General features: G+C 72.8%; 14 protein-coding genes. 11 read left to right on the top strand and 3 right to left on the bottom strand.

Features of this window, described 5'->3' with window-relative positions; translation table 11 throughout:
* The first annotated feature begins 101 nt into the window (after positions 1 to 101).
* Complete coding sequence (locus ACYU96_RS06545) at positions 102 to 1,055, top strand: LysR family transcriptional regulator (RefSeq protein ID WP_460750532.1); 954 nt, start codon at positions 102 to 104, stop codon at positions 1,053 to 1,055.
* Between the two features lie 19 nt (positions 1,056 to 1,074).
* Here ACYU96_RS06545 and ACYU96_RS06540 read toward each other — a convergent pair whose 3' ends face one another.
* A complete protein-coding gene (locus ACYU96_RS06540; protein WP_460750529.1) occupies positions 1,075 to 2,556 on the bottom strand; it encodes a hypothetical protein in 1,482 nt (493 codons plus the stop codon).
* 320 nt (positions 2,557 to 2,876) lie between these two features.
* Between ACYU96_RS06540 and ACYU96_RS06535 the strand changes: the two genes are divergently transcribed.
* From ACYU96_RS06535 to ACYU96_RS06525, 3 genes are all read left to right on the top strand, one after another.
* Positions 2,877 to 3,998 carry a S1 family peptidase gene (locus tag ACYU96_RS06535; RefSeq protein WP_460750526.1) on the top strand — a complete coding sequence of 374 codons (1,122 nt, stop codon included), beginning with the start codon at positions 2,877 to 2,879 and terminating at the stop codon, positions 3,996 to 3,998.
* Between the two features lie 214 nt (positions 3,999 to 4,212).
* Complete coding sequence (locus ACYU96_RS06530) at positions 4,213 to 5,340, top strand: S1 family peptidase (RefSeq protein WP_460750524.1); 1,128 nt, start codon at positions 4,213 to 4,215, stop codon at positions 5,338 to 5,340.
* Positions 5,341 to 5,562: 222 nt separating this feature from the next.
* Positions 5,563 to 7,029 carry a S1 family peptidase gene (locus ACYU96_RS06525; RefSeq protein WP_460750521.1) on the top strand — a complete coding sequence of 489 codons (1,467 nt, stop codon included), beginning with the start codon at positions 5,563 to 5,565 and terminating at the stop codon, positions 7,027 to 7,029.
* Positions 7,030 to 7,151: 122 nt separating this feature from the next.
* Here the strand turns inward: ACYU96_RS06525 and ACYU96_RS06520 are convergent, their stop codons facing one another.
* Complete coding sequence (locus ACYU96_RS06520) at positions 7,152 to 8,798, bottom strand: sensor histidine kinase (RefSeq protein WP_460750518.1); 1,647 nt, start codon at positions 8,796 to 8,798, stop codon at positions 7,152 to 7,154.
* 5 nt (positions 8,799 to 8,803) lie between these two features.
* Positions 8,804 to 9,598, bottom strand: coding sequence for a response regulator transcription factor (locus ACYU96_RS06515; RefSeq protein ID WP_460750515.1), 795 nt, complete (start codon positions 9,596 to 9,598; stop codon positions 8,804 to 8,806).
* Between the two features lie 192 nt (positions 9,599 to 9,790).
* On the opposite strand from ACYU96_RS06515, the gene topA reads away from it, so the two are divergent.
* The 7 genes from topA to ACYU96_RS06480 all read left to right on the top strand — a co-directional run bounded on the left by topA (position 9,791) and on the right by ACYU96_RS06480 (position 19,534).
* Entirely contained in the window at positions 9,791 to 12,628 is a 2,838-nt protein-coding gene (topA, locus tag ACYU96_RS06510) for a type I DNA topoisomerase (protein ID WP_460750512.1), read from the top strand.
* Between the two features lie 68 nt (positions 12,629 to 12,696).
* Positions 12,697 to 13,398, top strand: a complete 702-nt coding sequence (gene tmk / locus ACYU96_RS06505) for a dTMP kinase (protein ID WP_460750509.1) — start codon at positions 12,697 to 12,699, stop codon at positions 13,396 to 13,398.
* Entirely contained in the window at positions 13,395 to 14,531 is a 1,137-nt protein-coding gene (locus tag ACYU96_RS06500) for a DNA polymerase III subunit delta' (RefSeq protein ID WP_460750506.1), read from the top strand. Before tmk ends, ACYU96_RS06500 begins: the two co-directional genes overlap by 4 nt.
* Before the next feature lie 268 nt (positions 14,532 to 14,799).
* Entirely contained in the window at positions 14,800 to 16,371 is a 1,572-nt protein-coding gene (locus ACYU96_RS06495; protein ID WP_460750503.1) for an enoyl-CoA hydratase-related protein, read from the top strand.
* A 200-nt stretch (positions 16,372 to 16,571) separates the two neighbouring features.
* Positions 16,572 to 17,099 (top strand): hypothetical protein, encoded by a 528-nt coding sequence (locus ACYU96_RS06490; protein ID WP_460750500.1) that lies wholly within the window; start codon positions 16,572 to 16,574, stop codon positions 17,097 to 17,099.
* A 169-nt stretch (positions 17,100 to 17,268) separates the two neighbouring features.
* Positions 17,269 to 17,895, top strand: a complete 627-nt coding sequence (locus ACYU96_RS06485) for a hypothetical protein (protein ID WP_460750498.1) — start codon at positions 17,269 to 17,271, stop codon at positions 17,893 to 17,895.
* Between the two features lie 85 nt (positions 17,896 to 17,980).
* On the top strand, positions 17,981 to 19,534 hold the full coding sequence (locus ACYU96_RS06480; protein ID WP_460750495.1) for an alpha/beta hydrolase: 1,554 nt from the start codon (positions 17,981 to 17,983) through the stop codon (positions 19,532 to 19,534).
* Position 19,535 lies beyond the last annotated feature (1 nt).

Raw genomic sequence — 19,535 nt, 5'->3', positions numbered from 1 at the left:
GAGTTGGGACTGTTTCCGTCATGTAACGGCAGGTGGCGGACTACCGCCAATTGACTCCAGTCACAAGACACGGGCATGGCCCGGCGATTATTTTCCTTGACGTGGAACTCGACCTGCGCCACTTGCGGATGGTGGTCGCCGTTGCCGAGTCCGGGAGTGTGACCAAGGCCGCCGCCGTCCTTGGTATCGCGCAGCCGGCTCTGACGGCGCAGCTGAACCGCATCGACCGTGCCCTGGGTGGGAGCGTCTTCGTACGCGACCGCAACGGCGCGCGCTCGACCGAGCTCGGCGACCTCGTCCTCCGCCACGCTCGTGTCCTGCTGCCCGCCATGTCCACACTCACCGACGATGTTCAACGACTGGTCAACTCCTCGGACGGCGATACCGGTGCGCTCCGGGTCGGCCTGTCCGGCACCGGGCTCGGTGGGCTCTTCGTCAACCGGCTCCACTCGGCGCTGCCTGGCGCCGACGTGACCACCGTCCTGCCGCGCCGCGGCGACGGTCTCAACGGCGCCCTCGCGTCCGGGACCCTCGAGGTCGCGCTCACCGGCATGTGCTCGGACGCGCCGCCGCCGGCCTCCGAGGCGGTCACCTGGACCCGCGTCAGCACCGACCCGCTGTTCGTGCTGCTGCACGAGCGGCACGAATACGCCGAGAAGCCCGAGGTCACGCTCGCCGAGCTCGCCGAGGAGCAGTGGCTCAGCGTGCCGGACCACAGCTGCCTCGAGGCCTGCTTCGTGTCGGCCTGCGTCCGGGCGGGGTTCGCGCCGAACGCCATCGGCGAGGCCGACTGGACCACCGCTGTCGACCAGGTGCGGACGGGACGCGCGGTGGCGCTGGTGGAGCCGGGGCAGCCCGACCCGCCGGGCGTCCACGCGGTGCCGCTCACCGACGCCCCGCTACGGCGCACCCACTACCTCGGCTGGCGCCGCGACGTCGGAGGCCTGCTCGACACCGAGCTCATCGAGGACGCGGCGTTCCGCGCCCACCGCGACGCGGTGATCCGCAGTCCTCAGTACGGCCTGTGGCTGGAACGGCACCCGAACGTGGGCTGAGCTCCGGGTCGGCCAGAGGTCAGCCGCACTGCTCGTTCACGAAACGGGTGATGCGTTTGCTGGTCTCGATCATGTCGTCGGTGTCCACCTTGGCGGAGGCGATCTCCGCCGCCTCGGCGATCCCCTGGGTGTCCCCGGCCTTCTTCTCCTCGAGCGCGTCGGCGACCGTGGTGTAGAAGGCGTGCGCGTTCTCCCAGTCCTCGGCGATACCGTCCGGCACGTCCACCGCGGTCATCGCGTTCCGCGCGTCGATGAAGCCGGTGCGCACCGACGCGGGCTCCTCCTCGGAGATCCCGGTCTGCGCGTTCGCCGCCTTGGTCCACGCGGTCTGCGCCGCCGCGCACTGCTGGGGGGTGGCCGCGACGGTCTGCCCGCCGCCCAGGAGGTTCGAGGCCCAGCCGACGCCGAGCCCGAGCCCCACCGCCACGACGGCGGCGATGATCAGGACCGTCGGCTTGTCGGCGGACCGCGGCAGTCCCTTGGTGAGGAGGCGGCGAGCCCGGCTGCCGGACGGCGCCCCCGGCTTGCCCCCGGCGCCCGGCCGCCGCTGGGGGCGAGCGCCGGACCTGCCACCGCGCCCTTCGGGGGCGGCGCCGGTCCTGGCGTCACGCTTGCGCCCGGACTGCGCGGGGGCGGGCCGCCGCTTGCTCCGGCCGCCGGCGGAGTCGCCCGTGGTGCCCGCCGACCGGCGGCGACGGCTGGGCGGCGACGGCTCGTCGGCCGGGAAGGGCGCTCCGTCCGCGCTGCCCGACGGCGAGGATCCGCCGCCGGCGCCGGGCTCGACGGACGGGTCGGCGCCGAGCCGTCCGGCCGCGTCCGGGAGCGGGCTCATCGGCCCGGTGGCGCTGAACGGGCCTACGGGCTCCGCCTCGTCCGGTCCGGCCGGCCCGAACGGGCCCGTCTCGTGGCCGTCGGGGCCGGGCGCGCCGCCGAACGGGTGCGCCGCGCGCGGCTCCTCGACGGGAGCGGCCCCGGGCGGGGTGCTGCGCTCCCCGCCGCGCCGCGACGTCCCTGCCGCGCCCTTGCGCCCGCCGCGGTCGGTCTTGCCGGCCTTGGTCTTCGTGCTGCTCCTGGCGTTCTTGCTGCCGCGGTCCCGGCGACTGCGCCGGGTCGGGGCGGCTTCGGTGACGGGGCCCCAGCCGGGTGCCCCGTCGTCGTCCCCGGAACCGCCTGCGGCGTCGACGGCGCCCGGCAGGGCGGCCTCGAACGGGGAGTGCGGTCCCGAAGGGCCGCCACCAGACGTACCGGCGTCGGTGCCGGTGCGGCCGAACGGGGAAGCGGCGGGCGCCGTGGTCTCGGGCGTCGTTCCCCACGGGTTCGCGGCGGGCTCGTCCTCGCCGGCCGGGTTCTTCAGGTTCTCGGCCCACTCCAGGGCGGACGGTTCGGGTGCGGGGTCGCCGCTCGCCAGCCGCTCGGCCCACTCGAGCGCATTGCTGGTGGGCGGCGATCCGGCGCGCGTGCCGGACCGGCCGCCTCGCGAGCGTTTACGCCTTGTCGCCATGACTGGCGAGGATACCCGGACTGCCGGGCAGAACAGGAGTCCCGGAGGGTGCGAATCCTGTCCCTACCCGGTGAAGCCTCGTCACCACCGGTGCCGTGACCGCCGCGCACCGTGCTCCACGGTGGTTGCGCCGGCCCGCCGTGGAGCCGCGCCCGTGCCCAGCTCTTGAGGCTTCGTTGGGAAATTGAGTCCGTATCTATGGGGTCTATACCGATTTCATATGACCTGAGTGCTATCTGTGCACCGGACATGTGGCGCCCTAGCGTGTGAGAGCGGGTGAAATCGCAACCCCATCCCACACATCCGAGGAGTAGCTTGAGATGAGACGAACACACGTCAAGACACTCGTCGCGGCCACCGCCGCGCTGACGGTGGTGGGCGGCGCATGGACCGCCGGCACCGCCATGGCCGCCGAGCCGGTCTCCGACGACTACGCACCCGGGATGCTCGACGCGATGGAGCGTGACCTGGGCCTGGACGCGGCTGAGGCGACCGACCTGCTCGAGGCCGAGGCGGAGCTCACCAAGACGTCCGAGAGCCTCAGCACGTCCCTCGACGGGTCCTACGCCGGCTCCTGGATCGCGGACTCCGCGGACCTGACCGTCGCCGTGGCCGACGCCGCCGACGTGGCCGCGGTCGAGGCGGAGGGCGCCGACGCCGTCGTCGTCGACCACTCCCTCGACGCGCTCGACGCCTGGACCGCGGACCTCGACGACGCGCTTGCCGGGGTCGACGGCGTGCCGTCGTACCACGTGGACGTCGAGTCCAACAGCATCGTCGTGGACGTGCACCGCGGGGCGAAGGGCGACGCGGCCAAGGCCGTCAAGGCGGCCGGCGTCCCGGCCGGCGCCGTGACCTACGAGGCCTCGGACGAGCAGCCGCGCACGCTCATCAACGTCATCGGCGGCAACGCCTACTACATCGGCAGCGGTGCCCGCTGCTCGGTCGGCTTCTCCGTGACCGGCGGGTTCGTCACCGCGGGTCACTGCGGCGGCACCGGCGCGAGCACGTCGCAGCCCAACGGCACGTTCCGGACCTCGAGCTTCCCGGGCAACGACTACGGGTACGTCGCCGTGGGCTCGGGCAACAGCCTGGTCCCGGGCGTCAACGGCTACGACGGCAACGTCTACGCCGTGACCGGCTACTCGGTCGCCCCGGTCGGCTCGACCGTATGCCGTTCTGGCTCGACCACGGGCTGGCACTGCGGCACCGTGCAGGCGCTGAACGCCACCGTGAACTACTCCCAGGGCTCGGTCTACGGGCTCATCCGGACCAGCGTGTGCGCCGAGCCGGGTGACTCGGGTGGTTCGCTGATGGCCGGCAACTCGGCCCAGGGCATGACGTCGGGCGGTTCGGGCAACTGCTCCTCGGGCGGCACGACGTTCTTCCAGCCGGTCGGCGAGGCGCTGTCGGCCGCGGGAGTCTCGCTGCTGACCTACTGATCCCCACGGGATCCTCGAGGTGAGGTTCTGACGGGCCCGGCCGCTGCGCGCGGCCGGGCCCGTCGCTCGTGCCCGGACCGTTGGCTCGTGCCCGGGTGGTCCATATGGCACGGGTATGACCCGGGTGCTATCTGGTCCACGCCCGTCGGGCCCCTCTAACGTGTGCCGCGGGTGAAAAAACAAACCCACCCCCCAATGCAAGGAGTAGCGGAAGATGAGACGAACGCACACCAAGGCGCTCGTGGCGGCGACCGCCGCGCTGACGGTCGTGGGCGGCGCCTGGACCGCCGGTGCCGCGATGGCTGCGCCCGAGCCCGACGCCGCCGCCGACTACGCACCGGGCCTGCTGAGCGCGATGGAGCGCGACCTCGGCCTGGAGTCCGTCGAGGCGATCGACCTCCTCGAGGCCGAGGAGCGGGCCGCGCAGGTGGAGGGCGAGCTGTCGAAGGCGCTGGGCGCGTCCTTCGCGGGGTCCTGGGTCGCGGACTCCGCGGACCTGACGGTGGCCGTCACCGACGCCGCCGACGTGGCCGCGGTCGAGCAGGCGGGTGCGGAGGCGGTCGTCGTCGACCACTCGCTCGACGCGCTCGGCGAGTGGAAGGCGGAGCTGGACGACAGCCTCGCCGGCGTGGAGGGTGTCCCCTCCTACTACGTGGACGTCGAGTCCAACAGCATCGTCGTGGACGTGCACGCCGGCGCCGAGGCCGCCGCGGCCGACGTCGTGGAGCGGGCCGGCGTCCCGGCCGGCGCCGTCACCTTCGAGGGCACCGACGAGCAGCCGCGGCTGTTCGAGGACGTCGTCGGCGGCAACGCCTACTACATCGGCACCGGCGCACGCTGCTCGGTCGGCTTCAGCACGACGGGCGGCTTCGTCACCGCCGGTCACTGCGGTTCCACCGGGGACACCACCTCGGAGCCGTCCGGCGCGTTCCAGGTGTCGAGCTTCCCCGGCGACGACTACGCGTACGTCGCGGTCGACTCCGGCAACACGCCGGTCGGCGCCGTGAACGACTACGCCGGCGGCACTGTCGGTGTCACGGGCTACTCGGAGGCCCCGGTCGGCTCGACCGTGTGCCGTTCGGGTTCGACGACGGGCTGGCACTGCGGCACCGTCGAGGCGCTGGACGCCACCGTGAACTACTCCCAGGGCTCGGTGCACGGTCTCATCCAGACCGACGTCTGCGCCGAGCCGGGCGACTCCGGAGGCTCGCTCCTCGCGGGCAGCGAGGCGCAGGGCATGACGTCGGGCGGCTCGGGCAACTGCAGCTCGGGTGGCCAGACGTTCTTCCAGCCGGTCGGCGAGGCGCTGGACGCCGCCGGTGTCTCACTCGTGACCGGGTGACCTGAGACGCGTGTCGTGGTCCCGGCGGTCCGGCCGCCGTGGGGGTTGGCCGGTCCGCCGGGACCGCGACACGCTGCGCGACACGCTGGGGTCATACGTAGGGAAGATCGTCCATATAACCTACGTATGACCTGAGTGTTATCTGTACGAGGTCTGCTCCCGGCTCTAGTGTGGAATTTGGGTGAAACTCACCCACAACCCCCACACAAGGAGTAACTGGAGATGAGACGAACACGCACCAGGGCGCTCGTCGCAGCCACCGCTGCGATCACGCTCGTCGGCGGGGCATGGACCGCCGCCGTCGCAAACGCCTCACCGGTACCCACCCCCGAGACCGCCGCCGTCGACAAGTACTCGCCGGGCCTGCTGGACGCGATGGAGCGTGACCTGGGCCTCGACGCCGTCGAGGCAGCGGAGCTCATGGAGTTCCAGTCCGGCGCGAACGAGACCTCGGCCCGCCTGGCCAAGTCGCTCGACGCCTCCTACGCCGGTGCCTGGCTCGACGGCACCGCGCTCTCCGTGGCCGTGACCGACGCCGCCGACGTCGCCGCGGTCGAGAAGGCGGGCGCCGACGCCGTCGTCGTCGACCACTCCCTCGACTCGCTGGACGCCTGGAAGGCCGACCTGGACAGGGTCCTCGCCGACACGAAGGGCGTCCCGTCCTTCTACGTCGACGTGGAGAGCAACCAGGTCGTCGTCGACGTGCACAAGAACGCCAGGGCCAAGGCGGCGAAGGCCGTCCGCAAGGCCGGCGTCCCGGCCGGTGCCGTCACCTACGCGGTCACCGCGGAGCAGCCGCGGACCTTCATCGATGTCGTCGGCGGCAACGCCTACTACATCGGCGGCTCGCGCTGCTCGGTCGGCTTCTCGGCGACCGGGGGATTCGTCACCGCGGGCCACTGCGGCAACGTCGGGTCCACGACGTCGCAGCCGTCGGGCCAGTTCCGCACCTCGAGCTTCCCCGGCAACGACTACGCGTACGTCGCTGTGAACTCCGGCAACACCCCCATCGGCGCTGTCAACAACTACTCCGGCAGCCGGGTCAACGTCAGCGGGTACTCCGCGGCGGGCGTCGGTACGTCGGTGTGCCGCTCGGGCTCGACGACGGGCTGGCACTGCGGCACGATCCGGGCGCTCAACGCCACGGTGACCTACTCCCAGGGCTCCGTGTACGGGCTGATCCGCACCAACGTCTGCGCCGAGCCGGGTGACTCGGGCGGCTCGCTGCTCGCCGGCACGCTCGCGCAGGGCATGACGTCGGGCGGCTCCGGCAACTGCTCCTCGGGCGGCACGACGTACTTCCAGCCGGTCGGTGAGGCGCTGTCCGCGGCGAACGTCTCCCTCATCACCAACGGTGGCGGCGGCGACCCGGGGCCGGGTGACGGCTGCACCGGCTACGACACGTCCTTCAGCGGGTCCGCGGCCTCGGGCTCGGCCTACGGCCACCCGTCGGCCAGCGGCTTCTCGGCCGGCTCCGGCACGTTCCGCGGCTGCCTCGACGGGCCGTCCGGGGCGGACTTCGACCTGTACCTGCAGAAGTACAGCGGAGGCTGGTACACCGTGGCACAGGGCATCACGCCGTCGGACGACGAGACCGTGACGTACTCCGGCACGGCGGGCACGTACCGCTGGGTCGTGGACGCGTACTCGGGCTCGGGCTCCTACTCGGGCGGCTACGACACCCCCTGAGGGGCCCAGCGGTCCGGAGACCCTGAGCCCGGACCACATCTGCCGAGGTAGCGGGGTCCCACACGTCGCCCGCTACCTCGGCACCACGAAGTCGCCGGGGTGGCGGGCCGCAGAGGGGCCCGCTACCCCGGCGGTGTCTCGTCGAGGGGGATCCGGAGCTCCAGGGTGGTGCCGTCGGTCCTCGACGGGTCGACGCGGACCGACCCGCCGTGCGCCGCGACGATCGCCTGGACGATCGCCAGCCCCAGGCCCGTGGAACCCTGGGCCCGACCACGGGCACGGTCCCCGCGCGTGAATCGCTGGAACAGCGTGGCACGCAGGTCCGCGGGAATGCCGGGCCCGTCGTCGGCCACGGAGACGACGACGGTCGCACGGCCGGCCCCACCGTCCGCACCGCCGGTGGTCGCGCTGCCGCTCGTGCCGGCGCTCGTCGTCGCGCCGGTCGACGAAGGGCGCGTGCGGACCGACACCACCACGCGCGTCCCTTCCGGGGTGTGCACCCGCGCGTTGCCCAGCAGGTTCGCGAAGACCTGCCGCAAGCGCGCCTCGTCGCCGAGCACGACGGCCTCGGGCGGCTCGCCGTCGCCCTCGTCCGGGCCGGTGCGGTCGCTGCCGCCGCGCCGGGCAGCGTCCCGGCCGTCACCCCGGCCGCCGTCCAGGTCGAGCTCCCACCGGTGGTCCCGGCCGGCGGCGTACGCGTCCGAGACCGCGTCGGCCGCCAGCGCGACCAGGTCGACCGGGCCCCGTTCCAGCGGCCGGCCCGCATCGAGGCGGGCGAGCAGCAGCAGATCGTTCACGAGCCCGCCCATGCGCTCCGCCTCGGCCTCGATCCGGCGCAACGCGTGGTCGACGTCGGACCCCGGCCGCTTCGCGAGCTCCGCGTACCCCCGCACGGACGCCAAGGGCGTGCGCAGCTCGTGCGACGCGTCCGCCACGAACTGGCGCACCTGCGACTCGGAGTCGTGCCGCGCCGTGAGCGCCTGCTCGACGTGTCCGATCAGGCGGTTCAGGGCAGCGCCGACCTTGCCCACCTCGGTGCGCTCGTCGGTGTGCCGTCCCGGGACGCGGGGGATGGCGCCGACCTCGCCCTCGGACAGCTCCACGTCGGTGGCGCTCGCGGCGACGCCGGCCACCTCGTCCAAGGGGCGCAGCGAGCGCCGTACCAGCCAGGTCCCGGCGGCCGCGGCGACGACGACGCCGCCGGCGCCGATCAGAGCGGCGACGGCGACGTACCGGGTGAGGGTGTCGGTGAGGTCGCTGGTGGGCAGGGCGAGGAGGGTCGTCTCGCCGTCTGTGGTGGTGTTGACCGCGCGGTAGGGGCCGAGGCCGGGGATGGTCACGGCGTGGGGCCGGCCGTCGGTGGGGGTCTCCGAGAGGGCGTCGATCTGTTCCTGGGTGAGCTCGGTGAACTCGTTGTCGCCGGTGAGGTATCCGGCGCGGGCGAGGTCGTCGCCGTCGTCGGTGATCAGGACGGTGCCGGCGTTCTGGCCGAGCCAGGGGGCGAGCGGCCGGTCCTCGGGGCCGAGGGCTGGAGCCGTGCGGGTGCCGTCCGTGGGGGTCTCCTCCGGGAGCGGCATCTCGCCCAGGAGCCTTTCCGTACCCGGTGGCGGCCCGGCGGCGCGGCGCGCGGCCTCGGTGAGCTTGGTGTCGAGCTGTCCGGTGAGCTGGGAGCGCAGGGCGAGCGTGGAGGCGGTGCCGACCATGAGGGTGAACGCGAGCAGCACCAGCAGCAGCATCGCGACCAGGCGGGCGCGGAGGGTGGACGGCACGACGGTCACGGGGCGTTGCCGGCTGCCTCGCTGCCGGTGGCGGGCTTCAGCACGTAGCCCACGCCCCGCAGGGTATGGATCATGGGGTCGCGTCCCTTGTCGACCTTGCGCCGCAGGTAGGAGATGTACAGCTCGACGATGTTGGCGCGGCCGCCGAAGTCGTAGCTCCACACGTGGTCGAGGATCTGGGCCTTGGACAGCACCCTGCGGGAGTTGCGCATGAGGTAGCGCAGCAGCTCGAACTCGGTGGCGGTGAGGCGGATCTCCCCACCGGCCCGGGTCACCTCGTGCGCCTCCTCGTCGAGCACGAGGTCGCCCACGACGACGGCGGACTCCGGCCGGATCGCGGTGGCCCCGGCGCGGCGCAGCAGACCGCGCAGCCGGGCGACCACCTCCTCCAGGCTGAACGGCTTGGTGACGTAGTCGTCGCCGCCGGCGGTGAGGCCGGCGATGCGGTCCTCGACGGCGTCCTTGGCGGTGAGGAACAGGACGGGCATGTCGTGCCCGCTCGCACGGAGGCGGCCGAGCATGGACACGCCGTCGGAGTCCGGGAGCATGACGTCGAGCACGAGGAGGTCGGGGGTGTCCTCCCGCACGGCGGCGGTCGCGGCGCCGGCGGTGCCCGCCGTGGAGACGTCCCAGCCCTCGTACCGGAGGGTCGCGGCGAGCAGCTCGGCGATGTTGGGCTCGTCGTCGACCACGAGGACGCGCAGGGACGAGCCGTCCGGGCGGGTCAGGTGCGGGTTGCCGGCGGGTGGGGCGTCGGTGGCCGGCGCCGCCCGGTGTGCGGTCGTGATCATGTCCTCAGTCTGCGCGCGGCGATGGGGGGTCCCTGGGGCAACCCTGTGACATCGCTGTGCGTCGTTCAGGTGGCGCCGATAGTGTCTGGTCGTCACTCGTGGCGTACCGTGAGTTTTCCGGTGTCGCCCACCGTCGTGACGACCCGAGACCAGGAATCCCACCGCCCTCAAGGCCCCAGGAAGCAGGAACGGATGCCCCAGCCACGCAAGCTCGTGATCGTCGAGTCGCCGACGAAGGCGCGGAAGATCCAGGGCTATCTCGGCGACGACTTCGAGGTCGAGGCGAGTGTGGGGCACATCCGCGACCTCCCGCAGCCCAGCGACCTGCCCGCGGAGATGAAGAAGGGGCCGTACGGCAAGTTCGCCGTCGACGTCGACAACGGGTTCGACCCGTACTACGTGGTCCACACGGACAAGAAGAAGAAGGTCACGGAGCTCAAGCGGGCGCTCAAGGAGGCCGACGAGCTCTACCTCGCCACCGATGAGGACCGCGAGGGCGAGGCCATCGCCTGGCACCTGATCCAGGAGCTGAAGCCGAAGGTTCCGGTCAAGCGGATGGTGTTCCACGAGATCACCCGCGAGGCGATCATGCGGGCCCTGGAGAACACGCGGGAGCTGGACCAGGACCTGGTGGACGCCCAGGAGACACGGCGCATCCTCGACCGGCTGTACGGGTACGAGGTGTCGCCGGTGCTGTGGCGCAAGGTGGGCAAGGGCACGTCCGCGGGCCGCGTGCAGTCGGTCGCCACCCGGCTCGTCGTCGAGCGCGAGCGGGAGCGCATGGCGTTCGTGCCGGCCGGCTACTGGGACATCTCGGGGATGTTCGCCGTCGCGGACGACGACGGCCAGCCCGCCTTCCGTGCCCGGCTGGCGCAGCTCGGCGGGGACCGGGTCGCCACGGGCCGCGACTTCGACGACCGGGGCAGGCTGAAGGTGCGCACCGGGGTGGTGCAGCTGGACGAGGCGGCGGCGACCGCCGTCGTCGCCGGGCTGGACGGCGCGGACTACGCGGTCAAGAGCCTCGAGACCAAGCCGTACACGCGCCGCCCCGCGGCGCCGTTCACCACCTCTACCCTGCAGCAGGAGGCGGGCCGCAAGCTGCGGATGAGCTCCCGGCAGACGATGCGCACCGCGCAGGCGCTGTACGAGAACGGCTACATCACGTACATGCGTACCGACAGCCCGGCGCTGTCGAAGGAGGCCACCGACGCGGCGCGCCGGCAGGCCGCGGAGCTCTACGGCGCGGAGTACGTGCCGGGCCCGCCGCGGCTGTACCAGTCCAAGAGCAAGGGCGCCCAGGAGGCGCACGAGGCGATCCGCCCCGCCGGCGACTCGTTCCGCACCCCGGCGCAGGTGGCCGGCGAGCTGGCGGGCGACCAGTTCCGGCTGTACGAGCTGATCTGGAAGCGCACCGTCGCCTCCCAGATGGCCGACGCCAAGGGGTCGACGGCGACCGTGCGGCTCGGTGCGCGGGTAGCGGAGTCCGCCGGCGCGCACGGCGGCAGCGAGGCGGTGTTCTCCGCGTCCGGCACCGTCATCACGTTCCGCGGGTTCCTCGCCGCCTACGAGGAGTCGCGGGACCTGGACCCGGACGCCGAGGGCGCGGGCGCGCCGCCGTCGTCGGGCAAGAACGGCAAGGGCGACAACGAGACGCGGCTGCCGCGGATGTCGGAGGGCGACGCGCTGACCGGGCGCGACCTCGCCGCCGAGGGGCACACGACGTCGCCCCCCGCGCGGTTCACGGAGGCGTCGCTGGTCAAGGCGCTGGAGGAGCGCGGTATCGGGCGCCCGTCCACGTACGCGGCGATCATCTCCACCATCCAGGACCGGGACTACGTGTACACCCGCGGCCAGGCGCTCGTGCCGACGTGGCGGGCGTTCGCCGTCGTGCGGCTGCTCGAGCGGCACTTCGTGCGGCTCGTGGACTACGACTTCACCGCCGCGATGGAGGCGGACCTCGACGAGATCGCGGCCGGGGACCGGCACCGTGTCGCGTGGCTGCGGGAGTTCTACTTCGGGGAAGGCGTCCCCGGCGTCGAGGAGGCCGGCGGCACGTCCGACACCGATGGCCTCGACTCGCACGGCGGTGGGCTGCGCGACCTGGTCGAGCACCTCGGTGAGATCGACGCCGCGGCGATCAACTCGGTGGACATCGGTGAGGGTATCCGCGTCCGCGTGGGCCGCTACGGCCCGTACCTGGAGGACACCACCGCCGAGGTCCCCGAGGGCGAGAAGCCGGTCCGGCCCCGTATCCCGGAGGACATCGCGCCGGACGAGCTGACCGTCGAGAAGGCGCGGGAGCTGTTCGCGGCCGGGGCCGACGACGGTCGCGTGCTCGGCGAGGACCCCGTCAGCGGGCACCCGATCGTGGCGAGGAACGGCCGGTTCGGTCCGTTCGTGACCGAGCAGCTGCCCGAGCCGGAGCTCGACCCGGACCTGTCCGCCGCGGCGAAGAAGCGGGCGCTCGCCAAGCTGCCGAAGCCGAGGACCGCGTCGCTGTTCAAGGACATGTCGCTGGACAGCATCACCATCGACGACGCGTTGAAGCTGCTCTCGCTGCCCCGTGTGGTCGGTGTCGACCCGGAGAGCGGCACGGAGATCACCGCGCAGAACGGCCGCTACGGGCCCTACCTCAAGAAGGGCACGGACTCGCGGTCGCTGCCGACCGAGGAGTCCCTCTTCACCACCACGCTCGAAGAGGCGCTGGAGCTGTACAAGCAGCCCAAGCGCCGCGGCAGGGCGGCCGCCGCCCCGCCGCTGCGGGAGCTCGGCGAGGACCCGACCAGCAAGAAGCCGATCGTCGTGAAGGACGGCCGGTTCGGCGCCTACGTGACCGACGGCGAGACGAACCGGACGCTGCCCCGCGACCTCACGCCGGACTCGATCACGCCGGAGCGCGCGATCCAGCTGCTGGAGGAGAAGCGGGCGCAGGGGCCGAAGAAGTCGACGAGCCGGAAGTCCACGGCGAAGAAGCCGCCGGCCAAGAAGTCGACGACGGCGAAGAAGAAGACGACCACGACCAAGAAGTAGCGGCCGGGCCGGGGGCGCCGGGCCGTTCGGGACACCCCGTGTCGGCCTCCCCGACTACTGTTGCGGGCGTGAGCACACCCGGATTCTTCATCTCCTTCGAGGGCGGCGACGGCGTCGGCAAGTCCACCCAGGCGCGCCTGCTCGGCGACTGGCTGTCCGAGCTGACCGGCCGCGAGGTGCTGCTCACGCGCGAGCCCGGGGGCACGGACCTCGGCAAGGACCTGCGGGCCGCCGTCCTGCACGGTGAGGACATGGGGCCGCGCGCGGAGGCGCTGCTCTACGCGGCCGACCGCGCGCACCACGTCGAGTCCCTGATCGGGCCGGCGCTCGAGCGCGGCGCCGTGGTCATCACCGACCGCTACCTGGACTCGTCGGTCGCCTACCAGGCGGGCGGGCGGACCCTCGGAGAGGGCGACGTCGAGCGCCTGTCGCTGTGGGCCACCGACGGGCTGCTCCCGGACGCCACCGTGCTGCTCGACCTCGATCCCGTGGTCGCTGCGGAACGCCGCACCGCCACCGGCGAGGCGCCGGACCGCCTGGAGCGCGCGGGCGACGAGTTCCACCGCCGTACCCGGGACGCGTACCTGCGCCGCGCCGGCACCGACCCGGACCGGTGGATCGTCGCGGACGCTACCCGCCCCGTCGAGGACATCCAGGCGCAGATCCGGGTCGACATCGCGGCGCGGCTCGGCCTGACGCCCGTCGTGACCGAGGCCGTCACGGAGGCCGGGGCCGAGGGGACCGGCCCGGGGCCGGAGGGGCGCGCATGAGCGTCTGGGACGAGGTGGTGGGCCAGGAGTCGGCCGTGTCCATGCTGCACGCCTCGGTGGCCCGGCCCGAGGCCATGACGCACGCCTGGCTGATCACCGGGCCACCCGGCTCGGGCCGGTCCGTCGCGGCGCGGGCGTTCGCGGCGGCCCTGCAGTGCGAGCAGGGCGGCTGCGGCTCCTGCCACGCCTGCACGACGACGCTCGCCGGCACCCACCCGGACGTCACCCTCCTGGCCACGGACAAGGTGGTCATCACCATCGACGAGGTGCGGGACCTGGTCGCCACGGCGGCTCGCACGCCGACGGCCGGCCGCTGGCGGGTGATCATTGTCGAGGACGCCGACCGGATGGCCGAACGGACCACGAACCTGCTGCTCAAGTCCATCGAGGAGCCGCCCCCGCACACGGTCTGGGTGCTGTGCGCGCCGTCCGTCCAGGACGTGCTGCCCACCATCCGCTCCCGCTGCCGGGCGGTGGTGCTGCGCGTGCCGCCGGCCCAGGCCGTCGCCGACCTGCTCGTCCGTCGTGACGGCGCTGACCCGGCCGTGGCGCTCTCGGCCGCGCGTGCCGCACAGAGCCACGTCGGCATGGCCCGGCGGCTCGCCCGGGACGAGGGCGCCCGGGAACGCCGGGCCGCCGTGCTCGACGTCGCGCGCCGCATCCGCGGGGTGGGCGATGCCGTCCTCGCCGCGGGCGAGCTCGTCGACGTCGCCAAGCAGGAGGCCGCCTCGGCCACCGAGGAGCGGGACACGGCGGAGAGGGCGGAGCTGCTCCGCGCTCTCGGGGTGGCCGACGGCGAACCTCTGCCGCCCAAGCTGCGCTCCCAGGTGAAGCAGCTCGAGGAAGGGCAGAAGCGCCGGGCCACGCGCCGGCAGCGCGACGTGCTGGACCGGGCCATGCTCGACCTGCTGTCCCTCTACCGGGACGTGCTCGTCGTCCAGCTCGGCGCCGACGTCGAGCCGGTCAACGCGGAGCACGCGGCGATGATCCGCGACCTGGCGGGAGACTCCACGCCCGAGCAGACCATCCGGCGGATGGACGCGATCGGGGTCGCCCGCCAGCGCCTCGACGGCAACGTCGCCCCTCTCCTCGCGTGCGAGGCGATGACCGTCGCGCTGCGCCCGCAGGGGTAGGCGGGCGCGACTCCGTGCGCTGCCGGTGGGAGAAGGTTCTTCACCCGGGCAGGCGCCGAGTTCGCGGGAGCTTGAAGCCAATGCCACTCTTGTCCCGAATCATCACGGCTCGCTAGGCTCGCGGCTCGGCACCCCCTCTGAGGCACACCCCTATTACTCTCTTGAAGGAGCCATCGTCGCGATGCGGATCCTGCTGCTCGTCTCAGCATTCAACGGTTTGACCCAACGTGTGTGGTGCCACCTGCGGGAGCGGGGACACGATGTCGGAGTGGAGCTGGCCGGAACGTTCGACGAGCCCCGTGAGCTCGTCGAGGCCGTCCAGTCCGCGGCCCCTGACCTGGTCCTGTGCCCGTTCCTGAAGCACCGCGTGCCCGAGGAGGTCTGGCGCAACTACCCGACCGTCATCGTGCACCCGGGTCCCGTGGGCGACCGCGGCCCGTCCTCGCTCGACCACGCGATCCTCGACGGCCGCACGCAGTGGGGCGTGACGGCGCTCTCCGCCGTCGAGGAGATGGACGCCGGCCCCGTCTGGGCGTCCAACGTTTTCGACATGCCCGCCGAGCCGGTCTCCAAGGCGGCCCTGTACAACAGCAGCGTCGCGGACGCCGCGATGGCCTGCGTGGACGAGGTGCTGCACAAGGTGAGCGGCGGCGACCTGCCGCTGGACGCCGCGCAGTGCCTCCGGGTCGTCGCCGACACCGGGGAGCGGCCGCTCCTGCGCCGCAAGGACTTCGAGATCGACTGGACCGAGCCGGCCGAGGTGCTCGCCCGCCGGGTCGCCGCCGCGGACAGCGCCCCCGGCGCGCCCGCGGACGTGCAGGGCCGGCGCGTGTGCCTGTTCGACGCGGTCGCCTCGGACGCCGACACGGGCGCCGCGCCCGGGACCGTCGTCGGCCACAACGTGGACGCCGTGGCGATCGCCTGCGGCTCCGGGACGCTCTGGGTGGGCTACGCCGCACCGCTCACCGACCGGCGCGGGACCAAGCTGCCCGCCACCCGCGTGATCGACCCGCGCCGCAGCCCGTACCTCCGGGCGCCGGACGCGATCGCCGAGACGTCCTACGAGCGCCACGAGCACGTCGGCTACCTGACGGTCCGCTCCTACAACGGGGCGATGTACTCGGAGCAGTGCCGGCGCATCACGACCGCCGTCGAGAAGGCGCTGACCGAGGACACCCGCGTGCTCGTGGTGCGCGGCACGGAGCACGCGTTCTCCAACGGCATCCACCTCGGCGTGATCGACGCGGCACCGGACCCGGCCGCGGAGGCCTGGGAGAACATCTGGGCGATCGACGAGCTGTGCCTCACGCTGGCGACGGCCGACCAGCTCACGATGTCGGCCTTCACGGCGAACGCCGGGGCGGGCGGCGTGATGGCCGGCCTGTGCACGGACGTCACCGTGGCGCGTGAGGGCGTCGTGCTGAACCCCTACTACGACATGGGGATCTTCGGCTCCGAGCTGCACTCGTGGGCGATGCCGCTACGGGTCGGCCCGCAGCGCGCCGACACCCTGCTGCACCGCAAGCTGCCGATCTCGGCCACCGAGGCGGACCGGATCGGCATGATCTCCGGTGTCGGGCCGCGCGACGCGGACGCCTTCGACGAGTGGCTCGGCGACACCGCCCGGAGCTACGCGGAGCCGTCCACCCTCGCGACGATGCTCGCGCAGAGCGCGGAGCGTCGCGCCCGGTCGAAGCCGCTGTCGTACTACCAGACCGTCGAGCTGGCCGAGATGGCGCGGGACTTCTTCGACGACCGCAACGGGTTCTCCGACCTGCGCAAGCGTTTCCTCGCGAAGGCGGCGCCGGAGGTGACCCCGGCGAAGCTGCGCTTCGGCTGAGGCTGCGGCGGACACCAGAGCAGGACGAGGCAGAGTGCGCGCAATCGAACGCACCGCACGCTGCCGGGTCCCCGGTGACGTGTACATCCTGGGCGTGGCGGGCGGCGTCGTGCACCTGGCGTGGCGGGCCCGCGCGACTTCAGGGGGATGACGCCATGCAGGATGTAGTTCGTAGGACCACGTCGCGTGCTGTCGCGGCAGTGGGTGTGGGTCTCGCGCTGGCGCTGCCAGCCGGCGGCGCCGGGGCCGCCGCAGCGCCCGGCGCCGTGCCACCCGCCGGGGACCAGCGCTCGCACGGCGACATCTACCCCCTCGTGCCCGGTCAGACCCGGCAGGGCCTGCCCCCAGGGGTCGAGCTGGACGTCTCCGACGGCACCCTCGCGGGTGCCGCCTGGTCGCCGGCCGACGGGCTGCTGTACGTGGTGACCCTCGGTTCCAGCTCGTGCCCCCGGATCCCGGAGCCGGAGGCCCGCAACACCAAGGCCGGGGCAGGGCTCGTGCACGACGACGCGGTGGGCGACATCGACGTCACGCTGTGGGAGCCCGGGCCCGGCGGGGTGTGCACGGCGGACTGGGTGCCGACCACCACGGTGGTCGCCGCTCCCGAGGGGAAGGACCACGGCGGGCCGGTGTCGTTCCGTGTCGAGGGTGTGGGGAAGACCAGCCTGGCTCCGCGCGCCGAGCCCGGACGGCCCGGGTCGCCGGCCTGGATCGCCGTCGACGACTGAGGCGCGGGGCGGCCACGACCGGGCGGTCGTCCGGACCGGGTGAGTCGTCCCGCGGGGTGCGTGCAAGCGATCGAGGTCACGGGACATGTGAGGGGTGGGTGACGCTCCGGAGTGTGGGCCGGAGCGTCACCCACCAGTCGATGTCGGTGGCTCATGGAAGGATCGCGGCATGAACAGGACGACGGGCGCCCCTGGGGTGCGGTTCGCAGGCCTTGCGGGTGCGATGCTGGCGTGCGTGATGCTGGCCGGCTGCGCCGGCGGGGACACGACGGGCGGCGCCGAAGGGGCCACCGACCAGGCGACGGACCAGGAGTCCACGGCCGGGAGCACGCCGTCGGACAGCGCCGGGACCGGGGACGAGGAGAGCGACATGGGCGACAGCACACGCAACGTGAGGCCGAAGGTCGAGGCCAAGGCGATCGACCCCCTCGAGGCCGGGGCCACCGGCACCGGCCTGCCGAAGGGCCTGGAGGGGAGCACGTCGTCGTCGGCCGGTGCGGCCTGGTCGCCCGAGGCCGGGCTGATCTACGTCGTGACGAACGACTCCAGCTCGTGCCCGATCATCGCTGAGCCGGAGGCCTCCGACGAGGGCGGTGAGGTGGTCGTCGGTCTGCTGCCCCGGCAGGACGGGATGTGCACGGCGGACTGGGTCCCGACCACGAGCGTCGTGCAGGTCCCGGACGGGGTCGACGACGGCGCCGCGGTGGCCGTGCGCCTCGGGGAGAAGGGCACGGTCGACCTGCCCGCACGCGAGACGGACGGCGAGACCGGTGCCATCGCCTGGGTCGCGAACTGACGGCGAGGTCGAAGCGTCGTGAGGGTGCGGTGAATCCTGCCGTGAGCGCAGGGGGCCTGGCCGGGAATTTCGATAGGTTGTCCGGGTGACCCGTCCAGCCCGACGTCCCGCAGCCATCGTTGCTTGCCTGATCGTGCCCGTCCTGTTGCTCGCCGCGTGCTCGGTGCCGCCGAAGAACCAGGTCGCGCTCGAGGACGTAGGAAAGTCCGGGAGCGGGGCGGGCGGTGGCCTCGCGGCGGCGTCGAGCGCCCCCGACGGGTTCGAGGACTACTACACGCAGCCGGTCGAGTGGAGCGACTGCGGCGGCTTCGAGTGCGCCACCGTCGACGCCCCGCTCGACTGGCACGACGCGGCCGCCGACAGCATCGAGATCGCGCTCAAGAAGCTCCCGGCCACCGCGGAGGACCCCCAGGGCTCCCTCCTCGTCAACCCGGGCGGCCCGGGCGCCTCGGGGATCTCCTACGTCGAGGGCAACAGCGACTTCGGTTTCCAGCTGCGCTCGGAGTTCGACATCGTCGGCTTCGACCCGCGCGGCGTCGGCCAGTCCACGCCGGTGACCTGCGTGGACGATGAGGCGAAGGACGAGTTTCTCAGCGCGGACTACCCGTCCACGGACGACGGCATCGCCCAGCAGATCGAGGCCGTCCGGCAGTGGGGCCAGGCGTGCGCCGAGAACACCGGCGACCTGCTCGGCAACGTCGACACGCAGAGCGCGGCCCGGGACATGGACCTGCTGCGCGCCGTGCTCGGCGACGAGAAGCTGAACTACCTCGGCTTCTCCTACGGCACGCAGCTCGGAGCCACGTACGCGGGACTGTTCCCGGGCAACGCGGGCCGGCTCGTGCTCGACGGCGCCGTCGACATCACGCTCGACGCCGACCAGGTGGCCGCGGAGCAGGCGGTCGGCTTCGAGAACGCCCTGCGCGCCTACATCGAGGACTGCCTCAACGGGCCCGAGTGCCCGCTCGGCGGCTCGGTCGACGTCGGGCTCCAGCAGATCAAGGCGATGGTGAACGACGCCGCGGCACACCCGATCCCGACCTCGTCGAACCGGGCGGTGACCAAGAACCTCGCGTTCTACGGCGTCGCGATGCCGCTGTACAACGAGGGCAACTGGTCGTACCTGACCACGGCCCTGCAGGAGGTCTTCTGGGAGGGCAAGGGCGACACGCTCCTGCTGCTCGCGGACAGCTACAACGACCGGAACGCCGACGGCACCTTCAGCTCGAACAGCGAGGAGGCCTTCCGCGCGATCAACTGCGCGGACGACCGCGCCGTCGAGGACGTGGAGGAGATGAGGCGGCTCGCCGACGAGATCCTCCAGGAGGCGCCCACGCTCGGCGAGTCGTTCGGGTACTCCGGGATCGAGTGCGCGGACTGGCCGTACCCGGCCGCGAAGCGGGAGTTCGACCTCCACGCCAAGGGCGCGGCGCCGATCATGGTCATCGGCACCACGAACGACCCGGCGACGCCGTACCGCTGGTCCGAGGCGCTGGCGAACACCCTCGACTCCGGCTTCCTCGTCACCTACGAGGGCGAGGGCCACACGGCCTACGGCCGCTCCAACGAGTGCATCAACGGCGCCGTGGAGGACTATCTCGTCACGGGCAAGGTCCCGGGCGGGGCGCTGACCTGCTGAG

It is taken from the genome of Myceligenerans cantabricum (assembly GCF_054777735.1).
This window is presented reverse-complemented; position numbering and strand designations above follow the sequence as displayed.